This is a genomic window from Pseudomonas extremorientalis (genome assembly GCF_001870465.1).
In the GTDB taxonomy this organism is placed as follows: Bacteria; Pseudomonadota; Gammaproteobacteria; order Pseudomonadales; family Pseudomonadaceae; genus Aquipseudomonas; species Aquipseudomonas extremorientalis.
In genome coordinates this window covers 93,116-116,259 of sequence record NZ_MDGK01000004.1, presented here as the reverse complement: position 1 = coordinate 116,259, position 23,144 = coordinate 93,116, and the positions used below count along the sequence as shown (strand labels likewise).

15 protein-coding genes are annotated in these 23,144 nt (G+C 62.6%); 2 read left to right on the top strand and 13 right to left on the bottom strand.

The annotated features are described in order from the left end of the window. The 13 genes from BFN10_RS01400 to tssA all read right to left on the bottom strand — a co-directional run. Positions 1-3,668: DUF6531 domain-containing protein (locus tag BFN10_RS01400; RefSeq protein ID WP_208610094.1), on the bottom strand; the 3,668-nt coding region annotated here is incomplete at its 3' end. 66 nt (positions 3,669-3,734) lie between these two features. After that, positions 3,735-4,016, bottom strand: coding sequence for a hypothetical protein (locus BFN10_RS01395; RefSeq protein ID WP_071488103.1), 282 nt, complete (start codon positions 4,014-4,016; stop codon positions 3,735-3,737). Positions 4,017-4,018: 2 nt separating this feature from the next. Further along, positions 4,019-8,446: an RHS repeat-associated core domain-containing protein gene (locus BFN10_RS01390; protein ID WP_071488102.1), complete on the bottom strand. Its 4,428-nt coding sequence runs from the start codon at positions 8,444-8,446 to the stop codon at positions 4,019-4,021. A gap of 12 nt (positions 8,447-8,458) precedes the next feature. Next, entirely contained in the window at positions 8,459-8,893 is a 435-nt protein-coding gene (locus tag BFN10_RS01385) for a DcrB-related protein (RefSeq protein WP_071488101.1), read from the bottom strand. Positions 8,894-8,907: 14 nt separating this feature from the next. After that, on the bottom strand, positions 8,908-10,848 hold the full coding sequence (locus BFN10_RS01380) for a type VI secretion system Vgr family protein (protein WP_071488100.1): 1,941 nt from the start codon (positions 10,846-10,848) through the stop codon (positions 8,908-8,910). 156 nt (positions 10,849-11,004) lie between these two features. Then, on the bottom strand, positions 11,005-13,659 hold the full coding sequence (gene tssH / locus BFN10_RS01375; protein ID WP_071488099.1) for a type VI secretion system ATPase TssH: 2,655 nt from the start codon (positions 13,657-13,659) through the stop codon (positions 11,005-11,007). Next, positions 13,652-14,695 (bottom strand): type VI secretion system baseplate subunit TssG, encoded by a 1,044-nt coding sequence (tssG, locus tag BFN10_RS01370; RefSeq protein ID WP_071488098.1) that lies wholly within the window; start codon positions 14,693-14,695, stop codon positions 13,652-13,654. Before tssG ends, tssH begins: the two co-directional genes overlap by 8 nt. After that, positions 14,659-16,518 (bottom strand): type VI secretion system baseplate subunit TssF, encoded by a 1,860-nt coding sequence (gene tssF, locus BFN10_RS01365; RefSeq protein WP_071488097.1) that lies wholly within the window; start codon positions 16,516-16,518, stop codon positions 14,659-14,661. Before tssF ends, tssG begins: the two co-directional genes overlap by 37 nt. Next, complete coding sequence (gene tssE / locus BFN10_RS01360; RefSeq protein WP_005792513.1) at positions 16,515-17,030, bottom strand: type VI secretion system baseplate subunit TssE; 516 nt, start codon at positions 17,028-17,030, stop codon at positions 16,515-16,517. The genes tssF and tssE overlap by 4 nt, the downstream gene beginning before the upstream one ends. Before the next feature lie 78 nt (positions 17,031-17,108). After that, on the bottom strand, positions 17,109-17,597 hold the full coding sequence (locus BFN10_RS01355; RefSeq protein ID WP_005792512.1) for an Hcp family type VI secretion system effector: 489 nt from the start codon (positions 17,595-17,597) through the stop codon (positions 17,109-17,111). A 171-nt stretch (positions 17,598-17,768) separates the two neighbouring features. Next, complete coding sequence (gene tssC / locus BFN10_RS01350; RefSeq protein ID WP_058424268.1) at positions 17,769-19,268, bottom strand: type VI secretion system contractile sheath large subunit; 1,500 nt, start codon at positions 19,266-19,268, stop codon at positions 17,769-17,771. A gap of 2 nt (positions 19,269-19,270) precedes the next feature. Further along, on the bottom strand, positions 19,271-19,777 hold the full coding sequence (gene tssB / locus BFN10_RS01345) for a type VI secretion system contractile sheath small subunit (protein ID WP_010207547.1): 507 nt from the start codon (positions 19,775-19,777) through the stop codon (positions 19,271-19,273). Between the two features lie 54 nt (positions 19,778-19,831). Then, positions 19,832-20,851, bottom strand: a complete 1,020-nt coding sequence (gene tssA / locus BFN10_RS01340; RefSeq protein ID WP_071488096.1) for a type VI secretion system protein TssA — start codon at positions 20,849-20,851, stop codon at positions 19,832-19,834. Between the two features lie 394 nt (positions 20,852-21,245). On the opposite strand from tssA, the gene tagH reads away from it, so the two are divergent. After that, positions 21,246-22,574, top strand: a complete 1,329-nt coding sequence (gene tagH, locus BFN10_RS01335; protein WP_071488095.1) for a type VI secretion system-associated FHA domain protein TagH — start codon at positions 21,246-21,248, stop codon at positions 22,572-22,574. Between the two features lie 52 nt (positions 22,575-22,626). Next, positions 22,627-23,136 carry a type VI secretion system lipoprotein TssJ gene (gene tssJ / locus BFN10_RS01330; RefSeq protein WP_071488094.1) on the top strand — a complete coding sequence of 170 codons (510 nt, stop codon included), beginning with the start codon at positions 22,627-22,629 and terminating at the stop codon, positions 23,134-23,136. Positions 23,137-23,144: the final 8 nt, after the last annotated feature.

Here is a 23,144-nt window from a genome sequence, read left to right as displayed (position 1 = left end):
CCGTCGACGCGGGCCAGCGGTTCATAGCCGTCATCGTCGTAAACATAAAGGCTGGTCTGGCTATGTTTATGCTCCTGCAACAACCGCAGTCCATCCCACACAAACTGCGTTTCTCCCAGCGGATACCCGTCACGGCCATGCTCGGTTTTTTCGATGCGTCGGCCCAGCGGGTCGTAGGTCATTCGCACGACGCTGCCGTCATCGTTACGCACTTCAACCAAACGGCTTTCAGCATCGTAGGCAAACCGCTGCACGCCCCGTTTGGCGCTGCGTTTTTCAATCGTGCGGCCAAACGCGTCATAGCGATAACGCTTGTCCTGATAGGTCAGCAGCTTGTTATGCACCACCCACCCCGCGCCAGCCTGCGGGCCGTCCAGCAGGTTGGCGGCGGCGTCGTAGGCGAAGGTTTCGCGCTGGCCGTGCAGGCTGTCCTGGCTGGCGATGATGCGGCCGGTGGCGTCGTAGTGCAGCAGTTGGCGGTGTTGCGTGGCGGGCTGCTGGTCGAGTTTGCCGATCAGGTTGTCGGCGGGGTCGTATTCGAACTGTTTTTGCGCAGCCGCGGGCAGCAAGGTTGACTGACTGGCGTGACGGCGTTGGCGCGAACGCAGGCGGCCGCTGCGGTCGTATTCGCTGCGGGTGCTGAGCTGGCCCTGGGTGCGCAGCACTTCGCGGTGCAGGCGGTCGCGTTCGAAGTCGCTGATGACCTGGCCGTCGAGGTTGATCTGGTGCAGGTGGCCGCTGCCGTAGTACAGGCGATTGAGCCAGCGGCCGTCCGGCAGTTGGGTCTGGATCAGGTTGCCGAGCTCGTCGTAGTGGTGGTGCAGGCCGCCTGCCGAGCTTTGTTCGGTCACCAACTGGCCGAGGGCGTCGTAGGCGAAGCCCAGGGCCTGGGCGTTGCCTTGCAGGTCGGTGAAGGTGACGGCAGTGAGTTGGTCGAGCTCGTCGTAGCGGTACTCGGTGCGGCCATCGTCCGTGGTTTTGGCCACCAACCGGCCGACCGCATCACGTTCGAGTCGATGCACGATAGGCGCGGGTGGTATGTCGGGCACCAACGCCAGCCCATTGCCGTAAGGCGCGGGAACGGCCGTCAGCGTCGTGACATTATCCAACGCGTCGTAATCGTAGCGCTTGGCGCTGCCATCGAGGTCTTGCTGCTCAACCAGCCGATCACCAGCGTCCCACGCGAAACGATATCGCTCGCCGTTCTCATTGATCAGTGCCTGCAACCGCCCATAGCTGTCATAGCCGAACTGCACTTGCCGGCCATGGGCATCGATGCGCTGGCGTACCTGCCCGCGACGGTTGTGCTGGTACAACGTGGTATGTCCGGCCGGGTCGGTGTAACCCACCAGTTGCCCGCTCGTATCGCGCTGGTACTGCTCGATACGACCGTCTGGCAATTGGGTGGTGAGCAAGCGCCCCTGGGCGTCATAGCTGAATTGAGTGCGTTCGCCGAGAGCATCGGTGATGACCTGCAGATAGCCGCGCTCGTCATAGCTGAAACGCGTTGGGTAACCCGAGCAGTCGATATGCTCGACCAGTTGCCCGAACGGATTCCAGCGCAGCTTTTTGCTTTTGCCGGTGGCATCGATGATTTCCACGACCTGACCGTGGTCGTCATAGCGGTAGCGGGTGACGTAGCCCAGTGGATCGGTTTCGGCGATGCAGTTGCCGCGCCGATCGTAGCGATACGCCCAGCTATTGTCGGCGGCGTCGGTCTCCACCAGTGGCAGGGCCCAGTGCTCAAGCCACAAGGTCGAATCGCTGCGCCCTAGCGGGTCGGTTTCGCCGATCAGGTTGCCGGCCTCGTCGTAGCTGTATTCAAAGCGCCCGCCCAGCGGATCAGTGGCACTGAGCAACTGGCGCTCGTCGTTCCATTCGAACAGCCAGGTGTGGCCGAGATTGTCGCTGTATCGAATGATCTGGTGTTGAGTGTTCCAATGCCGGGTACTGACGCGTTGCAGGCCATCGGTAATTCGCGTGATACCGGCCTGCAAGTCATAGTCGAACTGGTAGGCGTCGCCTTCGTCGGTCCAGTGCCGCACCACGCGCCATTCCAGGTCTTCAACCAAGGCCCACTCATAGAAGCAGCGCAATCCGGTTGGCAGTTGATGCTCCACCATCCGCTGGCCACTGTCGTAGGCGAAACGCCGCTGGACCTGGCCAGTGGTATCGCGCACTTCAGCCAGGTTGCCCTGCGCATCGAAGCCATAGCTGACGAGCACTTCGCGGCGCTGATCGGGGTACAGGCGTTCGATGCGCGCCAACTGGCCCTGATCACGGATCAACTCAACCTGCACCAGATCGAAGGTATCGCGCAGGCGCACCAGTTGCCCGGCGGCGTCGTAGTCGACATGGATGCGGTTGTCATTGCGGTCGCCGAGCTGGCTAAGGCGCAGCAACGACGGGTTGGCAGAGGGTTCAAACAAGCGATACAACCCGTCATCGCTTTCGATCAGCAACTGCCCATTGAGATGTCGCCGCACGGCCAGCCCTTCACCCGCGCTGAACACGGCGCCGCCCAAGGGAATCGAGCCCATGTCGATGGGGCGGCCTTGTTCATCGGTGTAGACCAGCGTTTCGCCGCCATCGGGGTGAGGCCGGATGTCGACGCACACTTCATACGGCACGCTCCAGCCTGCGCCGAAAAGACTGCCCGTGCGTGCGTCGCGGCTGTTGTAGAAGCGTTGCCAATCAATCGGCAGGATGCCGGGCAGGACGAAATCCAGCTCATCATCGCCGCCCAGCACCTTCGCGCCGGTGGCCGCATGCACCGGATTCGAAGAGCCCATCGCTGCGTTCGCCACGGCCCCCATCGCGCTGCTGACCGCCATCGACGTAGCGCCGCCGATCAACATGCACGGCAGTTTGCTGAAGAACTTGCCCTTGCCGCCCTTGAGCATCAACAACGCCGTGACCGCCAGCCCCACGCCCGGGGTCTTGCCGCTGCGGATCTCACGCACCACTACCGAGCCGCCGCCGATGGTCACGTTGGAAGAAATCAACCCCGACGACACCACTGTCGCATCACAGGTACTGCGATCACCACTGCGCACCGCCGGTTGGCCGTTGATGGTGACTTTGTCCGATCCCTCGGCCAGAAACTGCGGCGGCATCGGCGGGTGCTTCATGCAGGTGACCAGGTCCAGCGGCTTGGGCTCGGCCCCAGGCGCGGGGGTGGCGACGGTAGGGCGCCACATCTGAGAGAAGAAACTTTCGGCCATGTCCAGGTAGCTGGCTTCGGGCTCCGGCTCGGGCGCTTCCAGCTCGGTACCGGCCGGTGCGACATGGGAGCTGATCGCCCCTGCGGCGCGTGCAGCGGGGATGTTGTTGGTCAGGGTATCGGTGGAACCGGTAAGAATATTGGCCTGCACCGTGGGTGGAAACAGCGCGTTGGCGAACGTATCGCATAAATTCGTCAGGCCTTTGTCGGCCCCGGTCTTGCTCATGGCCAGGCCGACAATCGTGCCCACCACCGCTCCCAGCAGGAAACAGCCAAGCCCACCGGTGGCGACGGTAATCCCGGTGGCGGCGACGACAGCCGCCGTCGCCACCGCCGTGATCGCGATATTGGCCGCCACTTCCAGCACCCCACCAAGGATGTCCGCCATCATCGACGTGTGGGAGAGCGCATCGCCCATGCGGGCGGCCCAGAGTGCATCAGACAAGGACTGCACTCCTGTGTCTGATTGAATTGAACGCACAACTGTCCATAGTCGCCGTGTCCTTGAGTGTTATGGCATGCGCATCAGTGCTGTCTTCAAGCGTTTTATCAGCGTGGGACTTTCCAGGCACTCCAGCGGGGTGAGGTTGTCGAGTGCCGGAACCTTTTGCCCGATCCACCACAACCCCTCTTCAAGGCCTCGTTTTCCACGCAGTATCACTGCCAGGTCGAGATGGCCGCCCAAGGCCTTGGCCATTTCACGCGCATCGTCGTCAAGGTAGTCTTCTTCATACAAGGCCACTGTGCTCTGCCAGTCCGCGTCACCCGGGTATTCGTTTTCCAGTCGTTCCATGTTCAAAAACCTGCAAAGGAGATCAAGTTGCTGCCGGTCGGGTTGCGTGCCGATGGTGCCAGGATTCCATCATAGCCGTTGGCCTTGGCCCAATTGCCGATCTGATGGGTCTCGGTGTACTTCGAGCCGGTGATGCTTTTAAGGCTGACCCCTAGCTGTTTGCGCACATCGGCGCGGGTCAGATCCAGGACATTATTGAGCTGCACTTTCTTGCTGACCAACACCCGTTTGGACAGGTCGACCTTCCAGTGCGTGACCTCGCCCAGCGCGGTTTTCCGTGAGTTCGCGCCATACACCCCGCCGACGCCTTTGGTGGTGTAGCGGTGGGTGGACTCCACATTCCACTTGTGTGCCTGCCAAGTGGTCCCGATGCGCCCCGGTTCCTCGAACCGATACACGGTGCGACTGACCTTGCGCCCCTTGGGTGGGCTGGAGCATTTCATCAGGCCCAACGGGTCAATCCAGCTCAGCGGGTTGGGCGCATATTGGTAGAGATTCAGGCCGCCGGCCAGACCGATGGGGTCGGGTGTGGTGAAGCGCCCGATATCCGGGTCATAAAAGCGCAGAGTGTTGTAGTGCAGCCCCGTTTCCCGGTCCAGATACTGGCCCTGGAAACGCAGGTTCTGTTCTTCGATGAAGTAGGGTTCTCGGTTTTCCTCGACGGTATTGCCCCAGACTTCATAGCGCGCTTGCCACACCGTATGGCCGTCGCTCTCGGTGAGGCGTTCGGGCAATCCGTTGAGGTCGTTGTGGTAGTAGCGGATTTTTTGCAGGTGACCCGTGCCATCGACACGGGCCAGTGGTTCGTAGCCCTCGTCGGCATAGATATAGAGGCTGGTCTGCTGATTGCAATGCTCCTGCACGAGTTGCAACGCGTCCCAAGTGAAACGTGTCTGGCTGCGCTGCACACCGTTGCGGTCGTAGGTGGTCTTGGCGGTGCGCCGGCCCAGCGGGTCATAGGTCATGACGACCCGGGAGCCGTCATCGTTATGCACCTGTGCCAGCCGTTGCTCCGCGTCGTAGCTGAAGCGCTGGGTGCCGCGCCGAAGGCTGCGCTTTTCAACCATCCGGCCAAAACAGTCATAGCGGTAATGTTTGTCCTGGTAGGTCAGCAATCGGTTGTGGGCGACCTGTCCTGAGCTATCCAGCAGGTTGGCCGCCGGGTCGTAGCGGAAGGCTTCCCGCTGGCCCAGGAGGTTGTCCTGGCTAGCCAGAATGCGGCCGGTGGCGTCGTAATGCAGTAATTGGCGGTGTGCCGCGCCGGGCTGGCTGTCGTAGCGTTCGACCAGTTGGTCGCTGTCGTCATAGCCCAGGCGTGTCTGCGCCGGTGGATGTAACAGTGAATGGTCCGGTTGGCGGCGCTGGCGGGCGCGCAGACGTCCACTGCGGTCATATTCGCAACGCGTGCTGATGCGGCCCTGGGTGCGCAGCACTTCGCGATGCAGACGGTCGCGCTCGAAGTCACTGATGACCTGCCCATCCAGGTTGACCTGATGCAAGTGCCCGCTACCGTAGCGCAGGCGGTTGAGCCAGCGGCCGTCGGGAAGTCGGGTCTGGGCCAGGTTGCCCAATTCGTCGTAGAGATGCTCCAGGCAACCGGCGGCGCTTTGTTCAAGGGTCAGCTGGCCGAGGGCGTCATAACCGAAGCCCAGGGTTTGCTGCTCGCCGTCGTGGCCTGTAAAGGTGATGGCTGTGACTTGGTCGAGCTGATCGTAGCGGTACGTCGTGCAGCCATCCACGGTGCGCTTGGCGATCAGCCGGCCAGCTGCGTCCCGCTCCAGATCATGAATGATGGCGGGCTCGGTGTCGGACGATGCGAGGTTTTCTACCTGTGTGACATTGTCCAGCGGGTCGTACGTGTACCGTTTCCGGCAGCCGTCCAGGCGCTGTTCGAGGGTCAGGCGATCACCGTCGTCCCAGTCGAATCGGTAGCGCTCGCCATTTTCGTTGGTCAGGCTGTGCAGGCGGCCATAGGCGTCGTGGCTCAACTCCACACGGCGGCCATGGGCGTCGATGCGTTGGCGCAACTGGCCGTTCGACGCATGCTCAAAGCGCGTGGTGTGGCCGGCAGGGTCGCTGTAGCCGATCAACTGGCCGCTGGCGTCACGCTGATAATGCTCGTTGCGCCCATCGGGCAACTGCTTGCTGATCAGGCGGCCCTGGTCGTCATACTTGAAGGTGGTGCGTTCCCCGAGCGCGTCGGTACTGGCTAGCAGCAAGCCTCGCTTGCAGTAGCTCAAACGGGTGGTCAGGCCCGTACAGTCGGTGTGCTCGGTCAATTGACCCAGTGGGGACCAGCGCAAGGTCTTGCGCTTGCCGCTGGCGTCGATGATCTCCCTGACTTGGCCGTGTCCGTCATAGTGATAGACCGTGCGGTTGCCCAGCGGGTCGGTTTCGCGAATGCAGTTGCCCCGCGAGTCGTAATGGTACTGCCAGGTATTGCCAGCGGCATCGGTCTCCGCCAGTGGCAGCGCCCAGTGCTCCAGCCACAAGGTCGATTCACTGCGCCCCAGGGGGTCGAGGGTCTCAGTCAGGTTGCCGGCATCGTCGTAGCTGAACTGATAATGCCCACCGAGAGGGTCGGTTGCGCCCAGCAGTTGGCTTTCATCATTCCACCGGAAGGCCCAGGTTCGCCCCAGTGCATCGGTGGACGCGATGATCTGGTGTCGCTCATCCCAGTGTCGAATGCTGACACGCGCCAGCCCGTCCGTGACACGGGTGATGCCGGTGTCCAGCGCATAGTCGAATGTGTAGGTGTCCCCGGCCTCCGTCCAATGCCGGACAACACGCCATTCACGGTCATCAACCCTGGCCCACTGATAGAAGCAACGCAGGCCGCTGGGCAATTGATGCTCGACCATGCGCTGCCCGGCATCATAGGCAAAGCGGCGCTTCACGTGCCCGTCGGATTGGCGTACAGCGGCCAGGTCGCCACGGACGTCGTAGGCGTAATGCATCAGTACTTCACGGTGGTGGTCGGGATACAGCCGTTCGATCCGGCTGACGCGCTGGGGCCAAGTGCTGTCGTAGGTCAGCTCGACCCTGACCAGGTCAAAGGTGTCACGCAGGCCCAGCAGGCGACCATCGTCGTCATAGTCGAGGTGGATTCGGTTGTCGTTGCGATCTCCCAGTTGGCTCAGGCGTAGCAAAGATGCGTCCTGTGGCGCCGGCTCGAATAGCCGGTACAAGCCGTCTGCGCTTTCGATCAGCCACTGGCCGTTCAAGTGACGCTTGACGCTGAGGCCTTCGCCAGCGCTGAACACGGCACCGCCCAAAGGGATCGAACCCATGTCGATACGTCGACCCTGCTCGTCGATGTACAGCGCGTAGTCGCCCCCTTCAAGGTGAGGCAGCAGCTGCACGCTGACTTCATAGGGCACACTCCAGCCGGCACCAAACAAGCCATCGCGGCGTTCATCTCGGCTGTTGTAGAAACGCTGCCAGTCGATGGGCATGATCCCGGGCAAGGCGAAATCCAGCTCCTCGGGGCCGCCCAGCACCTTGGCCCCCGTGCTCGCGTGCACCGGGTTGGAAGAGCCCATGGCGGCGTTGGCCAGTGCGCCCATGGCCTGACTGACCACAAACGAATTGACACCTGCCAGCAGCATGCAGGGAAGGTTGCTGAGGAACTTGCCTTTACCCCCCTTGAGCATCATCAGCGCAGTGACGGCCAGGCCAACCCCCGGCGTCTTGCCGCTACGGATCTCGCGCACCACGACTGAGCCGCCGCCGATAGTCACATTGGGCGAAATCAGCCCCGACGACACCACGGTGGCATCGCAGGTGCTGCGGTCACCGCTGCGTACCGCCGGTTGGCCGTTGACCGTGACCTTTTCCGAGCCTTCGGCCAGAAACTGCGGCGGCATCGGCGGGTGCTTTGTGCAGGTCACCACGTCCAGCGGTTTAGGCACTGCACCTGGCGCTGGCGTGGCGACGGTGGGGCGCCACATTTGCGCAAAGAACGCTTTGGCCATGTCCAGGTAGCCGGGCTCTTCGCTGTGTTCCGGTGCTGGCGGCGGCTCGGATTCGGTGCCCGCAGGTGCGACGTGGGAGGGCACGACGCCGGCCGCGCGCGCAGCGGGCAAGGCGTTGATCAGTGTGTCGGTGGACCCGCTGAGGATCGTGGCCATGACCGAGGGAGGGAACAGCGCGTTGCCGATTCCTTCGCACATGGCGCTCAACCCCTTGTCGGCCCCGGTCTTGCTCATGGCGATGCCGACGATGACGCCGACGACCGCGCCCAGCACGCAGGCCCCCAGTCCACCGGTCGCGACGGTAATGCCGGTAGCCGCCACCACCGCAGCGGTCGCCAATGCAGTAATCGCCACATTGGCCGCCACCTCCAGTACGCCGCCGAGGATGTCGGCCATGACAGAGGTGTGGGACAGCCCATCGCCCAGGCGCGCAGCCCAGAGCAGTGCGTCAGACATGCAAAGGCCGCTTCACTGGGGGACGTCGAACACGAGCGAGCCCTTGATCGTCGACCAATGCGCGGCCTCGGCATCCCCGAGCTTGTCCGCCTTCACATAACTCAAGGCGAGCATCTTGCGCGTACCCGGCAACACCAGCGCCAACTGGTACTGGAACACCTTGTCGTTGCCCTTGTTGAACTGGCTGCGCAGCTCGATGCCTTCGACCTCTTGGGCCGCGCCCAAACGCACGTCGACACCGGGTTGATAGCGTAAATCCTGCACCTGTTTTTCCAGGCGCTGGAGCTGGTCATTGAAGTTGCTGTGCAGGGTTTCACCCTCGGCGAGCAGGCTGCGGCTGACGATCAGGGAGGTGCCCAATTCAGGGAACTTGAGGATATTGATCGTCGCGTCCTGCAACTCGCTGGCGGGCAGTTGAAACTGGAATTCGTTGATTCGATACGTCATGAGAACAGGTCTCGTCAGGAGCTTTTAGGCGCGGGGAACGCGGCTTTGATATTGGCGTCGATGGCGGCTTTCTGGCCTTGGCCATCGGGTGTGGCGCCGGGGCCGCCACCGTTGTTCAGGTGCAGCACGCCACCGGTGTTGAACTCGGCGTCGCCGCTGGCATAGAAGCTGATCTGCACGCCGGTGAGGTTGATCTGCCCGCTGGCGTTCAACTCCAGGATGCTTTCACCGCAGACCAGGCGCAGGTTTTCGCCTACTTCGATGACGTAGCTCTGGCTGATGCTGTCGGTCTTGCGCTGGCCCACCGAGAGGATGTCTTCCTGCTTGACGATGCGCAGGCGGTTGTTGCCGATGGTCACCGTCTCGTTGTGCCCGATGCTCTTGTTGCGGTCATGCCCCACCGAATGGCTCTCATCCACCTCGACCACGATGTCCTGGTTGCGCTCGGCATGGATATACAGCTGCTCCAACCCCTTCTTGTCCTCCATGCGGATTTCATTGAAGTTGGCCGGCGTGCCGCCCTTGCTCGAACGGCTTTTCATGCCGCTCTGGGTGGCGTTTTCCGGCAGGTCGTAAGGCACGGTCTGCTCGGCGTTGTACACCCGCCCGGTGATGATCGGTCGGTCGGGATCACCTTCCAGAAAGCTCACAATCACTTCCTGGCCGATCCGTGGGATCTGCATCGAGCCCCAGTTCTTGCCGGCCCAGGATTGCGACACGCGAATCCAGCACGAGCTGTTCTCGTTGGATTGGTCGTGACGGTCCCAGTAGAAGTGCACCTTGACGCGGCCGTACTGGTCGGTCCAGATTTCCTCGCCCTTGGGGCCGACCACCAGCGCGGTCTGCGGGCCTTTGACGATAGGGCGGTGGGTGATGGCGAGCGGGCGGAAGCTCTGTTGGGCGTCAATGCAGGTCAGGCTGCTTTCGAACTGTGCCGAGCCCGAACCGCCGCCGCTTTCCAGGCTTTCCTGGACGATGTAGTAGCGGCAGCCGATGATCAGGTATTCGCGGTTCTGGTCCTGGCGGCTGAAGCCGGTGAGGCTGAACAAATGCCCCGAACCCAACCCCCGCGCATTGCCGCTGAATTCGATCTGCTCATGCAGGGTCTGCAGGGCTTCGATACGGGTGCGTGCGTAGTGTTCGCCGTCCTCGCTTTGCACGTAGGTGCCGGGGTAGTCGTACAGCGGGTAGTCGCCTGCGGTGTGCGGGCGTGGCATGGCCGAGCGCACATCGATGCTGGCGCTGGGGCGCTGGAAGTCGTAGTCGTTGAGCTCCAGCGAACCGGGCTGCACCTCCTGAGCCAGGTGCCAGTTGTGCATGTGGTCGCGTTCGCGCTGCTGCTCGTCCTTGGGGTAATACGGGACCGACGCGTAGCCCGACACCGTGGTGTGGGCGCCGTAGGCGTCGGCCAGCACCAGCACATGGCGGTCCTGCTCATGGCGGAAGAAGTAGTAAATACCTTCCTGCTCCATCAAGCGGCTGACGAAATCGAAGCTGGTCTCGCGGTACTGCACGCAATATTCCCACTCGCGGTACGGCCGACTCAGGGCGTCTTCGAAATCGGAAAAACCCAGGTCACGGAACACCTGCTTGATGATCTGCGGGATGCTCAGGTTCTGGAAAATCCGGCAATCGGAGGTACGGCTGAGCAACCACAGCCACGGGCGCAGCGTCACCTGGTAACTGGCGAACTGGCCCTGGTCGATGTTCTGGCTGCACCGTGCGACGATGCCGTGGAAGTGCCGTTCACCGCCGTCCGCCAACTGCAGGCCCACGCTCATGGGTTTGCCGAGCAATTGGTTGAGGTCGATGTTGGCATCCAGGGACGTCAGTTGCAGCTCGTAGTTGAACAGCCGCCCCAGCTCTTCGCCGCCGCCCATTTCATTGAGCAGCAGTACATCCGGCCCGAGGGGGCTGGTGATTTTGGCCAGGCGTGAGGCTTGGTTGAATAGCATCGGTTAACCCGTAAATGACTTGATAACTGAAGAAACCGAATCAAGTGTGGGAGGGGGCTTGCCCCCGATAGCGGTGTATCAGGTTAGAAATTTCTGGCTGACCCGACGCCATCGGGGGCAAGCCCCCTCCCACAATTTTAATCACATTTCGACAGGTCAATCGCTGAAGTCGTAATGCAGCTCGTTATCCCGGCTGCTGATGCGCACACCCGCCAACGCCTTGCCCTCCAGCATGCGCGTGAGGAATTCACGGCTCATGTCCGGCAGCAGGCTGTTGGTCAGGATGGTGTCGATCATGCGCCCGCCGCTTTCGGTTTCGGTGCAGCGCGAGACGATCAAATCGACCACCGCGTCGTCGTAATCGAAAGCCACTTTGTGGGTGGTCTCTACGCGCTTCTTGATGCGGTTCAGTTGCAGGCGGGTGATGGCCTTGAGCATCTCGTCGCTGAGCGGGTAGTACGGAATGGTCACCAGACGGCCGAGCAGAGCCGGCGGGAAAATCTCCAGCAGCGGCTGGCGCAGGGCCTTGGCGATGTCTTCCGGCTCCGGGATGTTCGCCGGGTCTTTGCACACCTGGGAAATCAGCTCGGTGCCGGCGTTGGTGGTCAGCAGGATCAGGGTGTTCTTGAAGTCGATCACCCGGCCTTCGCCGTCCTCCATCACGCCCTTGTCGAACACCTGGAAGAAGATCTCATGCACGTCCGGGTGGGCTTTTTCCACCTCGTCCAGCAGCACCACGCTGTAGGGCTTGCGCCGCACCGCTTCGGTCAGCACGCCGCCTTCGCCGTAGCCGATATAGCCTGGAGGCGCACCCTTGAGGGTCGACACCGTGTGGGCTTCCTGGAATTCGCTCATGTTGATGGTGATGACATTCTGTTCGCCGCCGTACATGGCTTCGGCCAGGGCCAGGGCGGTTTCGGTCTTGCCCACGCCCGAGGTGCCCGCCAGCATGAACACGCCAATCGGCTTGCTCGGGTTGTCGAGGCCGGCGCGGGAGGTCTGGATGCGCTTGGCGATCATCTGCAGGGCGTGGTCCTGGCCGATGATGCGTTTTTTCAGGTGCTGGTCGAGGTTGAGCACCGTCTCCAACTCATTGCGCGCCATGCGGCCGACCGGAATGCCGGTCCAGTCAGCGACCACCGAGGCCACGGCCTGGTAATCCACGGTGGGCAGGATCAGCGGGGTTTCGCCTTGCAGGGCGGTGAGGCGCTGTTGCAGGTCGACCAGTTGGGCGCGCAGTTCATCGTTGCCACTGTCCACGACGCCCGCCTTTTCACGCAGCGTTGCACGGGTGGCTAGCAACTCGTCCACCAAGGTTTTCTCTTCAGCCCAGCGGCTTTCCAAGGTCGCCAGACGCTCACGCTCAGCGCTCAACAGCGCCTCGGTGCTGGTTTGACGCGTGCCAATCGCAATGCCAATGGCATGTTCGCGCGCGATGATCTGCAACTCGGTTTCCAGCGCCTCGATACGACGACGGCTGTCGTCCACTTCCGCCGGCACCGCGTGCAGGCTGATGGCGACGCGGGCGCAGGCGGTGTCCAGCAGGCTCACGGATTTGTCCGGCAACTGGCGCGCCGGGATGTAGCGGTGGGACAGCTTCACCGAAGCTTCCAGCGCTTCGTCGAGGATCTGCACCTGGTGGTGTTTTTCCATGGTCGAGGCCACGCCGCGCATCATCAGCAGCGCTTTGTCTTCCGACGGTTCGGCGACTTGCACGACCTGGAAGCGGCGAGTCAGGGCCGGGTCTTTCTCGATGTGTTTCTTGTACTCGGCCCAGGTGGTGGCGGCGACGGTGCGCAAGGTGCCACGGGCCAGGGCCGGCTTGAGCAGGTTGGCGGCATCACCTGTTCCGGCGGCGCCACCGGCGCCCACCAGCGTGTGCGCTTCGTCGATAAACAGGATGATCGGCTTCGGCGAGGCCTGGACGTCTTCGATAACCTGACGCAGGCGCTGTTCGAACTCGCCTTTCATACTGGCGCCGGCTTGCAGCAGGCCCACATCGAGGCTACGCAGCTCTACGTCTTTCAGCGCGGGCGGCACGTCCCCGGCTACGATGCGCAGGGCGAAGCCTTCGACCACGGCGGTCTTGCCCACCCCGGCTTCACCGGTGAGGATCGGGTTGTTCTGGCGGCGGCGCATAAGGATGTCGACCAGTTGGCGGATCTCTTCATCGCGGCCAACAATCGGATCGAGCTTGCCGCTGCGCGCCTGTTCGGTCAGGTCGACAGTGAAGCGCTTGAGCGCTTCCTGCTTGCCCATCGCACTCGGCGCCATGGCACCGCTGGCCTCGCCTGGAACACCGGCATTGAAACCATCGCTGGCGCTCAAGGCATTCTCCGGCGAATCACCAACGTATTCGTCAAAGCGTTCGCTCAAGGCTTCAGCCTTGATCTTGTCGAATTCGGCAGACAAACCCAGCAGCGCGTGACGCAAACTCGGCGTTTTCAGGATGCCCAGCACCAGGTAACCGGTGCGCACCTGGCTCTCGCCGAACATCAGGCTGCCATAGACCCAGCCGCGCTCGACGGCTTCTTCCACATGGGACGACAGGTCGGTGATCGACGTCGAGCCACGCGGCAGGCGGTCCAGCGCTTCGGTAAGGTCACGGGCCAGGCGTGCCGGCTCGACGTTGAACTGGCGAATGATGCGGTGCAGGTCCGAGTCCTGCAGTTGCAGCAACTGGTGAAACCAGTGGGCCAGTTCCACATACGGGTTGCCCCGCAGTTTGCAGAACACGGTGGCGGCTTCGATGGCCTTGTAGGCCACGCTGTTGAGTTTGCCGAACAGTGCGGCGCGACTGATTTCACCCATGCTCTGGATTCCTTGAGGTGGTGGCGTGGTCGGCGTAGTGCCGGGCCAGGATTAGGTCGTTGGCGTCATGCTCGGGTTTACCGAGCCAGGTGTTGAAGCCCAGGCGGAACTGGCCGTTGAGTTGCAGCGCCGGGACTTCGGGTTGTTGCAAAACCAGGTTCAGGTCCCAGTCCAGTTCATGGCCCAGGTACTCGGCCACCCACGCCACCAGTTCGTTGAATGGCTGGTGGCCGGGCAGCATGCCCATGTAGTCATCCAGCGTGAGCGGGCCCAGGCGGATACGGAATTTGTGCTGGCGGTCCCACACGAAGCTGCCCAGGCAAAAGTCCACGCCCAGGCGGTTGGCGCTCACACTCACGCGGCTGCGTTCGGGCAGTTCCAGCCATTGGCCGACGTACTCTTCGATCTCTACCGGCAGGCCGAAATACTCGCTGAGAATCGCTTTCAGGCCGTCCGGGTAGCGGGTTTGCGCCGACAGGTGGCCGCTGTAGTGCAGCTTGGCGGCATCCGGGATCAGCCCCTGATTCAGCAGGCTCGGCATGCCCCGGCCGCTCAGCGCGGCGAGGCGTGCCGACCAGTAGTCATCGTCCGGGCGGTCGTGGCTGACGGTCGGCCGCGCCTCGGCCCAGGCCCGGTAAAACAGGCTGAGCAGGCGATGGTGGAACACATCCAGGAACTGCTTGCTGGTGCTGTCGGCGTTGTTGCGCTGACGCTCGCGCACGTACTCGGTGATGTGCAGCGGCAGCGGGCCGTTGGGGCCGCCAAGGCCGAAGAAGAACTGCTCCAGGCGCGCCGGCTTGCCGTCGCCGCCGGGGTCGACCGAGGCCAGCGTGGCCGGGGCGAAGGTGCAATCGGCCTGTTGCCCCAGGCGCAGCGGGTCATCCGCCAGGCGCAGGGAATGGCCCAGGCGCGGCAGCTCCGGCGATTCGCACTCGATACGGCGCAGCGCCTGGAAGAAATCGTATTCCCAGGGCTCCTGGTGCATCGCATCCAGGGTACTCACAGGGTCGGACGACGTCCGGGCTTGGCTTTCCATCGCATGATCTCGCCGCGTTCGGTGGTACGGATCACCGTCTCGGTAAAACTGTTGATCGACACGTAGCGTGCCAGGAAGCGTTCCAATACCGCACCGAGCAGGAACACGCCGGTACCGCGAAACGCGTTTTCATCGAATTCCAGGGTGATCTCCAGGCCCCGGCCAAACACGATCGGGCCGGGCATCGGCAGGCGTCGGGTCACGGCTTTGCTGCTGACCTCGCGCAGGCCTTCGATCTGCAATTGCAGCGCGGCGTCGTTGCTGTCGCCGTACAGGCGCAGCAGTTCGCGCAAGGCGCCGGCGCCCTGGCCCTGTTCGCTCAGGGACAAATAGTTGAGCGAGAGCTGGCTGATCAGGCGCCAGGCCTTGGCGTCATGGGCATGGCTGGGGCGCGGGCGGCTGGGGCCTGCCACGCAGCGCACCGACAATACCGGCGCGCTGTCGGCCAGGGTGAAGTCGGTCTTGCCGTTGCCCACGCTCATGAACAACGGCAGATCGCGGTTGGTGCACAGCGCGGTCACGCCGAGCTGGCGCAGATCGTGGCGGTACGGCGACTGCCGGCTGTCCACCAGGCTGACAAAGGTTTCGCTGCCCACATAGGTGGAGCGCGGCCCGTTGCGGCGCTGGTCGCTGGACAGTACGCGCGGCTCGCGACGCACGGTGTAGTACGCCTGGTCGCGGCCATAGCGCGACGGGTCGCGCACCGCGTAGAACGGCAAAAACGGCTGCTCCGGCCCGGTGCCGTGGCCGGTGATGCCGCTCAGGGAGTGAATCTCGAAATCCATCGGCCGTGTGCGATCGGCGATCACGTGGTGTTCATTGACCCGGTCGGACAAGTGGATACGGTCCACGCGCTTGGGGAACAGGTTGATCGCCGGGGTGCAGAACGGCAGGAACTGCGCTGCGCCGACGCTGCCTTCCAGGCTCGGTTCGTGGCGGTCGAACAGCACGATCAGTTCCAGCTCCTGGCCGTCGCAACGCTTGACCGCACGGCTCAGCTCGGCAAATTCGACGAACAGGAAGCGGTGGGGCAGGGCGAAGTATTCCTGCAGCAGGCGATAGCCCTGGAAGGCGCGTGCGACGACCGGCATCGCGGCGTCGGCGTCATCAAAACCACGGGAGCGCAACGCGTCCTGCGGCAGGCGCTCGACCCAATCGCCACCCGGCTTGCGCGCAAACACCGCGCAGGCGTTGCCCAGCAGTTGCTCGTAGAGGCGGAACGGTTGCTCGTCGGCGCCACTGAGGTACAGCGGCAGATTATCCAGGTCGAGGCTGTTGAACGGCAGCTCGGCGCCGGTGCGCAGGGTCAGGCGCAGACCGGCCTTGGCTTTCGGCTCACTGGCGGCTAAGCGTCCCAATACGGCGGCAGGGTTGCCGAAGTACTCGGCGTTGCTCACCTGCAGCGGCCACAGCGTCACCGGGTGAGCGGTGCGGTACTCGCAGCAGGTCTGGGTTTCGCGGCCCAGGGCGGCGCGCAGGACGGTGTCGCGGGGCAGCGGGAAACCGCTGGCCAGCGAGCCTTCGTCCGGATCGGTCTGCAACTGCACCACCGTCATCGACGGTGTCGGTGCCAGGTAGTGCGGGTAGGCGATTTCCAACAGGTTGTGGGTGAAGGTCGGGTACTCGGCGTCGAGCTTGAGCTGCACGCGGGCCGTGAGGTAGGCAAAGCCTTCGAGCAAGCGTTCGACGTACGGGTCGGCGCAGTCCATACCGGACAGGGTCAGCCGACTGGCGATCTTCGGGTATTCCTTGGCGAACTCCGCGGCGCTTTCGCGCACGTGGTGCAGTTCCTGGTTGTATAGCTCCAGCAGGCGCGGGTTCATGGGCGCCTCCGCTGGTCGGCATTGACCACGCGTACGTGGCCGGATTCCAGGTCGAGGTCGGTTTGCAGCAACAGGCGCAACGGCACCGGCTGGGCCCACAGGTCGCCTTCGATCTCGAAACTCAGGGCGTTGTGGTTCATTTCGCCATGGCCGACACGGGCTTTGACACGCAGGGTGTGGCGCAGGATGCGCGGCTCAAAGGTGGCGATGGCCTGGTAGATCAGGGCTTCCAGCGCCTTGATATCCACGCTGGAAACACTGTTGCCCGCCAGCGCCGGCAGGCCGTAATTGACCACCGAGGTGCCGGCTGGAGTGTGCAGTGTGGCATCGGCATCGAGCAACGACGTGGTGTTGAGCAGCCACGCCAGGTCACGCAGCACCGAGGCTTTCAATTGGGTCAGGGACAGCACGCGTTTGTCGGCGCTTTCCTTGGGATTGGTTGGATCGTCGTCCGTCAGCCGGTCCAACAGGGACGGTTGCAGACGGTCGCGGGAAGCGATTTCAGTTACCACCAAAGCAGCTCCACGGACGGGTTGCGAGAGGGACAAAAAACCAGGGGCCGTGGCATGGCGCCACGGCCACCAGGGCTATCAGCGCTTGGTGTTGGAACGGATGTTCCAGCCAAACTTGATCGCGCCGCCGTCTTTGGTGCCGTCGGCTTTCTGCGGCTGGTAGTCGACCATCACTTGGGCGAAGTTCAGGGTGACGTTCTCGGTCAGGCGGTCATCGGTGCCCGAACCGCCGGTGCTCAGCGAGGTCACCAGCACTTCTTCCAGGTTGATCACCATGTACTCGACCTGGCTTTCGCCACCGGCCTTGCGCACGGTCAGCTTGACCTTGTCGATGTGCTTGCCGCTGGCGCAGTGCATCATCAGGTTCGGCGAAGCCTTGTCGACGTACTTGGTCAGCGACAGGTCCTGGATGTTCACCTTGCCCGCGCCGCCACCGCCGCCCACGTGCATGTTGCCGGACTGGGCCATGCCCCAGCTCCAGTTCAGCACGTCGATTTCGTCCTTGTGGGCCTTGTCCATGGACTCGCCCTTGATGTCGCCGATCTTGATGAAAATATCAACAGCCATGTTTTCTCCCTGTGTGGCGTGGGCCACTGAATTTGATTAACTCCAAATGGGCAGTGCTTTTGTGTGGGAGGGGGCTTGCCCCCGATGCAGGCACCTCGGTGTGTCAGTTACACCCCGGTGATGCCATCGGGGGCAAGCCCCCTCCCACAGAAGAGCTAGCTCATCGGTGGTTTACGCGCTTTTCGCCGAAGGCAGCTTCGATACCAGGCGCAGCGACACCGTCAGCCCTTCGAGCTGGTAGTGCGGGCGCAGGTAGAACTTGGAGTTGTAGTACCCCGGGTTGCCTTCGACTTCTTCCACGATCACTTCGGCGGCAGCCAATGGGTGCTGGGCCTTGGTGGTTTCGGTGGAGTGCGCCGGGTCACCGTCCACGTAGTTGAGGATCCAGTCCTGCAACCAGCGCTGCATCTCGTCCTTCTCTTTGAAGGAACCGATCTTGTCGCGCACGATGCACTTCAAGTAGTGAGCGAAACGGCAGGTGGCGAACAGGTACGGCAGGCGCGCGGCCAGGTTGGCGTTGGCGGTGGCGTCCGGGTCATCGTATTCGGCCGGTTTCTGCAACGACTGCGCGCCAATGAACGCGGCGAAGTCGGTGTTTTTCTTGTGCAGCAGCGGCATGAAACCGTTTTTCGCCAGTTCCGCTTCACGGCGGTCGCTGATGGCGATTTCGGTCGGGCACTTCATGTCCACGCCACCGTCATCGGTCGGGAACGTGTGGGCCGGCAGGTTTTCCACTTCACCGCCAGACTCGATGCCACGGATGCGCGAGCACCAGCCGTAGTGCTTGAACGAACGGTTGATGTTCACCGCCATCGCATACGCGGCGTTGGCCCAGGTGTACTTGGAACTGTCGGCACCGTCGGTGTTTTCTTCGAAGGCGAAGGCCTCCACCGGGTCGGTCTTGGCGCCGTACGGCAGGCGCGCCAGGAAGCGCGGCATGGTCAGGCCGATGTAGCGCGAGTCTTCCGATTCACGCAGCGAACGCCAGCCGGCGTATTCCGGAGTGGTGAAGATCTTGGTCAGGTCGCGCGGGTTCGACAGCTCTTGCCACGAGCCCATGCCCATCACGGTCGGCGAAGCGGCAGCGATGAACGGGGAGTGCATGGCGGCGCAGACTTTCGACAGTTCGCCCAGCAGTTCCACGTCGGGTGGCGACTGGTCGAAGTAGTAGTCGCCCACCAGGCAGCCGTAGGGTTCGCCGCCGAACTGGCCGTATTCTTCTTCGTACATCTTCTTGAAGATCGGGCTCTGGTCCCACGCGGTGCCCTTGAATTTCTTCAGGGTCTTGTGCAGGTCCGGCTTGGAGATGTTGAGCACACGGATCTTGAGCTGCTCATCGCTCTCGGTGTTGTTGACCAGGTAGTGCAGGCCACGCCAGGCGCTTTCCAGCTGTTGGAAGTCCGGGTGATGGATGATCTGGTTGACCTGGGCGGTCAGCTTGGCGTCGATGGCCGCGATGATCGATTCGATCGACTTGATCGCGTCATTGGAGACCAGGTCGGTTTGCGCCAGGGCCTGTTCGGCCAAGGTGCGCACGGCGGTTTCCACGGCTTCGCGGGCGCGCTCGGTCTTGGGCTTGAATTCCTGCAGCAGCAGGTTGGCGAACTCGCTGGCTTCTTCGGTCTGGGTGCCCAGGATCTGGGAGCCTTCGCGGGCGGTATTGTCAGTCATGATTACTGGTCCCCTGCAGGCTTAGGCGCGCTGGCAAGTGCTTGCAGCAGTGCCGGATCCTTGATCGCCTTCATGATGATTTCTTCAGCGCCGGTCTTGCCGTCCATGTAGGTCAGCAGGTTGGCCAGCTGGGTGCGGGCTTCGAGCAGTTGATTCAGCGAGTCGACCTTGCGTGCCACGGCGGCCGGGCTGAAGTCGTCCATGCTTTCGAAGGTGATGTCCAGGCTCAGGTTGCCTTCGCCGGTCAGTTCGTTCGGTACGTGAAACGCCACGCGCGGCTGCATGGCCTTGAGGCGCGAGTCGAAGTTGTCGACGTCCACTTCAAGGAACTTGCGGTCGGCCACCGGCGCCAACGGCTCGGCAGGCTTGCCGGCGAGGTCGGCCATCACGCCCATTACGAAGGGCAACTGGACCTTTTTCTCGGCGCCGTAGAGCTCGACGTCGTACTCGATCTGCACTCGAGGCGCACGGTTGCGCGCGATGAATTTCTGAGAACTTTGCTTCGCCACGTTGCTGCTCCTGGTCGCTTGAGCGACGGTGTTGTTACTGCACAGTCGGATGGCTTACTCGCCGTCCGGCCCGCGCAGGTTTTCAAATTGGGACATGCCGTCGGGAATCAGATTGCGCACGATGGCCGCAAAGTCGGCGTGCACCAGATTCTTCGCCCGGTTCAACAGTACCGGCAGCGGGCTCGAAGGCTCGTGCCGGGTGTAGTACGCAAGGATCTTGTCGAGGCTGCGCAACACATCGTCGCGGCTGGCGATATCGCCAACGGGACGCGGTGCTGCGGGGGCGGCGGCGAAGTCGGCCGAGGGGGCATTGTCGTCACTGACGGCCTCGGGTTCGCTGCTGCCGGCGGCGCCGGGCACTGCTTGATTGAGTATCTGCAACGCCTGCTTGAGCGGTTGCTTCAAGGCACTGAGGTCCACGCCCTGGGCGGAACCGACCTGATCGTTGACCTGTTGTTCGATCGCTTCGCACGCCGCACGCGCCGTAATCAGAGCGTCGCGGGTGGCCTGTAGCTGCTCGGGGTCGCTGTCGAGGAACGCCGCGTTGAGCTGCTGCGCGCCGAGTTGCTCATCGGGGAAGCTCAGCAGGCCGCTGGCGTTGAGCGCGGCGCGCAGGCTCACGGGGCCGAAGGTGCGCGAGCGCGTGAGGATGCTTTCGCGCAGAAGACGGATGTTGGTGTCGCAGGTCAGGCCGGTGAGAGCGTTGATGCGTACGGTAGGGTCGTTATCGTCGTCGGCGTCCAGGCGCGGGTGCAGGTCGGCCCAGTAATCGCGCAGCAGCGCATCGATCAGCGTCAGCGCTTCGGCCAGGCCGGCCACGCCTTGGAGGGCGAGGGCGCTTTGCAACAGGAAGTGGGTGATGCGCAGGTCTTTGCTGCGCGCGAGCAAGTCGAGGCTTTGCTGCTGGATGCTGCGCCATTCCGGCGGTTCAGCGGGCAGGATCGAGTCGCCCATGCTGCGCTCGGGTTGGCCCTTGGCATCACGCTCCAATTGCAGAAATTGCGCGTCATATTCCATATCTTCGCCACAGGGCGAAGTCGCGGAAACGGCGGTGAGCAGCAACGGCACATCCACTGAATTTGATCTCCCTATCAGCCCGTTAGATCGCGGGCAATTCATGCATTAGTTGCGCAAGGAACTTTGCATGTTTTCTTGGTCATATAAGCAAGACGCCACTAATGTGCCATCACTGGTATTCAAGAAGTTGTGCATTTTTGGTGTAGTACTTATGCCTTGTCAAGGTAAGCTATTCGCCCTCTGTGACAGATGTGCGGTGCTTAACAACCTGCGCGACTAGTGGGTCGAACGACGTACCGGGACAGGATTTTTGTCATAGAGCCCAGTTAAGATCAGCGATCATGCTGGTATTGGCAGGTTTTGGACGGTCGATTGCTCGACCTGATGGGGATATCCCGGGAAGCGCTGTCCCGGGAATCGACCGCGCGCGAAGTATCAGCAAGGAGGCAAGATGTCGCTGTGTTTGACTATCACTAGTTATCACAAAATTACCCCTGGGCAGTGCTCCGAAAAGTCCATGAATCAGGGCTCGATGGCTATCGGCCGCAGCTCGGATAATGACTGGGTATTGCCTGATCCTGAGCGTCTGGTCTCCTCGCAGCACTGCGTTATTCAGTACAAAGATGGCCGTTATTATTTAACTGATAACAGTACCAACGGAGTGGAGTTGGTTAACGCCGGCATTCGTTTGCGTAGGGGTAACAGCGAGCTGTTGCAAGATGGCGAGCTGATCCGCATCGGCGATTACGAGATCCAGGCGCGTATCGATTTCAACGTACAGGCCGTCCACAGCCAGCCGTTTGCCGGCGAGTCGCCGAACAGTTTCGAAGCGCTGATGGGCGCCGTGTCGAATAAGCCCGCGCCTGTTCCGGTGATTGCGCCGCAATTCCAGGGCGCTTCATCGATGGACACGCTGCCGGACCTGTTCGACTTCCTCAGTCCTACCGCCGTACCGCCGCCAACCGTGCCGGACCACGTGCCTTCCGAGCAACATGACTTCCGCCCGCCGACACCGGTGGCTGTGCCGGTAGTGGCCCCGCCGGTGGTGTCGGGCGCGGTGATTCCCGAAGACTGGGACCTGTTTGGCGACACGCCAGCACCCGTCGTCAGCGCTGCGCCGCCGCCTGCGCCGCCACCGGTCATCCAGCCGCCCCCGGTGGTCGAGCCCCCGCCGCCCGTGGCGGAAAGCCAGCAACCGGACCTTCTGCAAGCCTTCCTGCGTGGTGCGGGCCTGGACCAACTGCGCCTGGACAAAGCCCAGGCCGAGGCCCAGATGGAAAACATCGGCCGCAGCTACCGCCTGATGGTCGAAGGCCTGATCGACGTGCTGCGGGCCCGCGCCAGCCTCAAGGGCGAGTTCCGCATGCAGCAGACCATGATCCAGCCGGCAGAAAACAATCCGTTGAAGTTCGCCCCGAATGCCGACGAAGCGTTACTGCTGCTCCTGCGCCACGGCAACCAGGCGTTTATGGCACCCGACCTCGCCGTACGCGACAGTTTCAACGACCTGCGCGCCCACCAGTTGGCGGTGATGGCCGGTGTGGAAGCGGCGATCAAGCATCTGCTCAGCCGCTTTGAACCGGCACAACTGGAAGAGCGCATGGGCAAGCCCGGCGGGCTGTCGAGCCTTTTCAACGGTTCGCGCCAGGCCCAGTACTGGCAGCAGTTCACCGAGCTCTACAGCAATATTTCCCGCGAGGCCCAGGAAGATTTCCAGGACCTGTTCGGCCGCGAATTCAGCCGGGCCTACGAAGAACACAGCGCACGACAGCGACGCTGAACCGCAGCACATGGATTTAACGGATAGCTAAGTACGTCATTGAGGACGCAGGATGATTCCCAGGTTTTTACTCGCAGTCGCCACACTGCTTTTGCTGACGGCGTGTGCCAAAGACGCCGCCAAACCCGAAACAGCCGCCGAGGCCGAAGTGGATACGGCCGCCGTCGAGCTGCACTTTCATGCGATCAGCGGGCTCAACCCCGGCGCCAACGGCCAGGCCGCCCCGGTGCGGGTGCGCATTTTCGAACTGAAAAACGCCGCCACCTTCGCCCGCTCCGATTACTTCGCCCTGGCGGACCGTGCGCAATCCACACTGGGCCTGGACCTGCTGGACCAGGACGAAGTGATGGTGCAACCCGGCGAGCAACTGAGCATCCAGCGTGACCTCGACCCGTCCACGCGCCAGATCGGTTTGCTGGTGGGCTATCGCGAGTTGGACCGCGCGCAATGGCGCACGGTGATCAACGTGCCCGCGCGCCAGTACACCGAATACCAGATCAGCCTCGATGTGCGTGCCGTGCGCGCCGACGTCGTGGTCACCCCATCCAGCCCTGCCCAATAAGAAGCAAT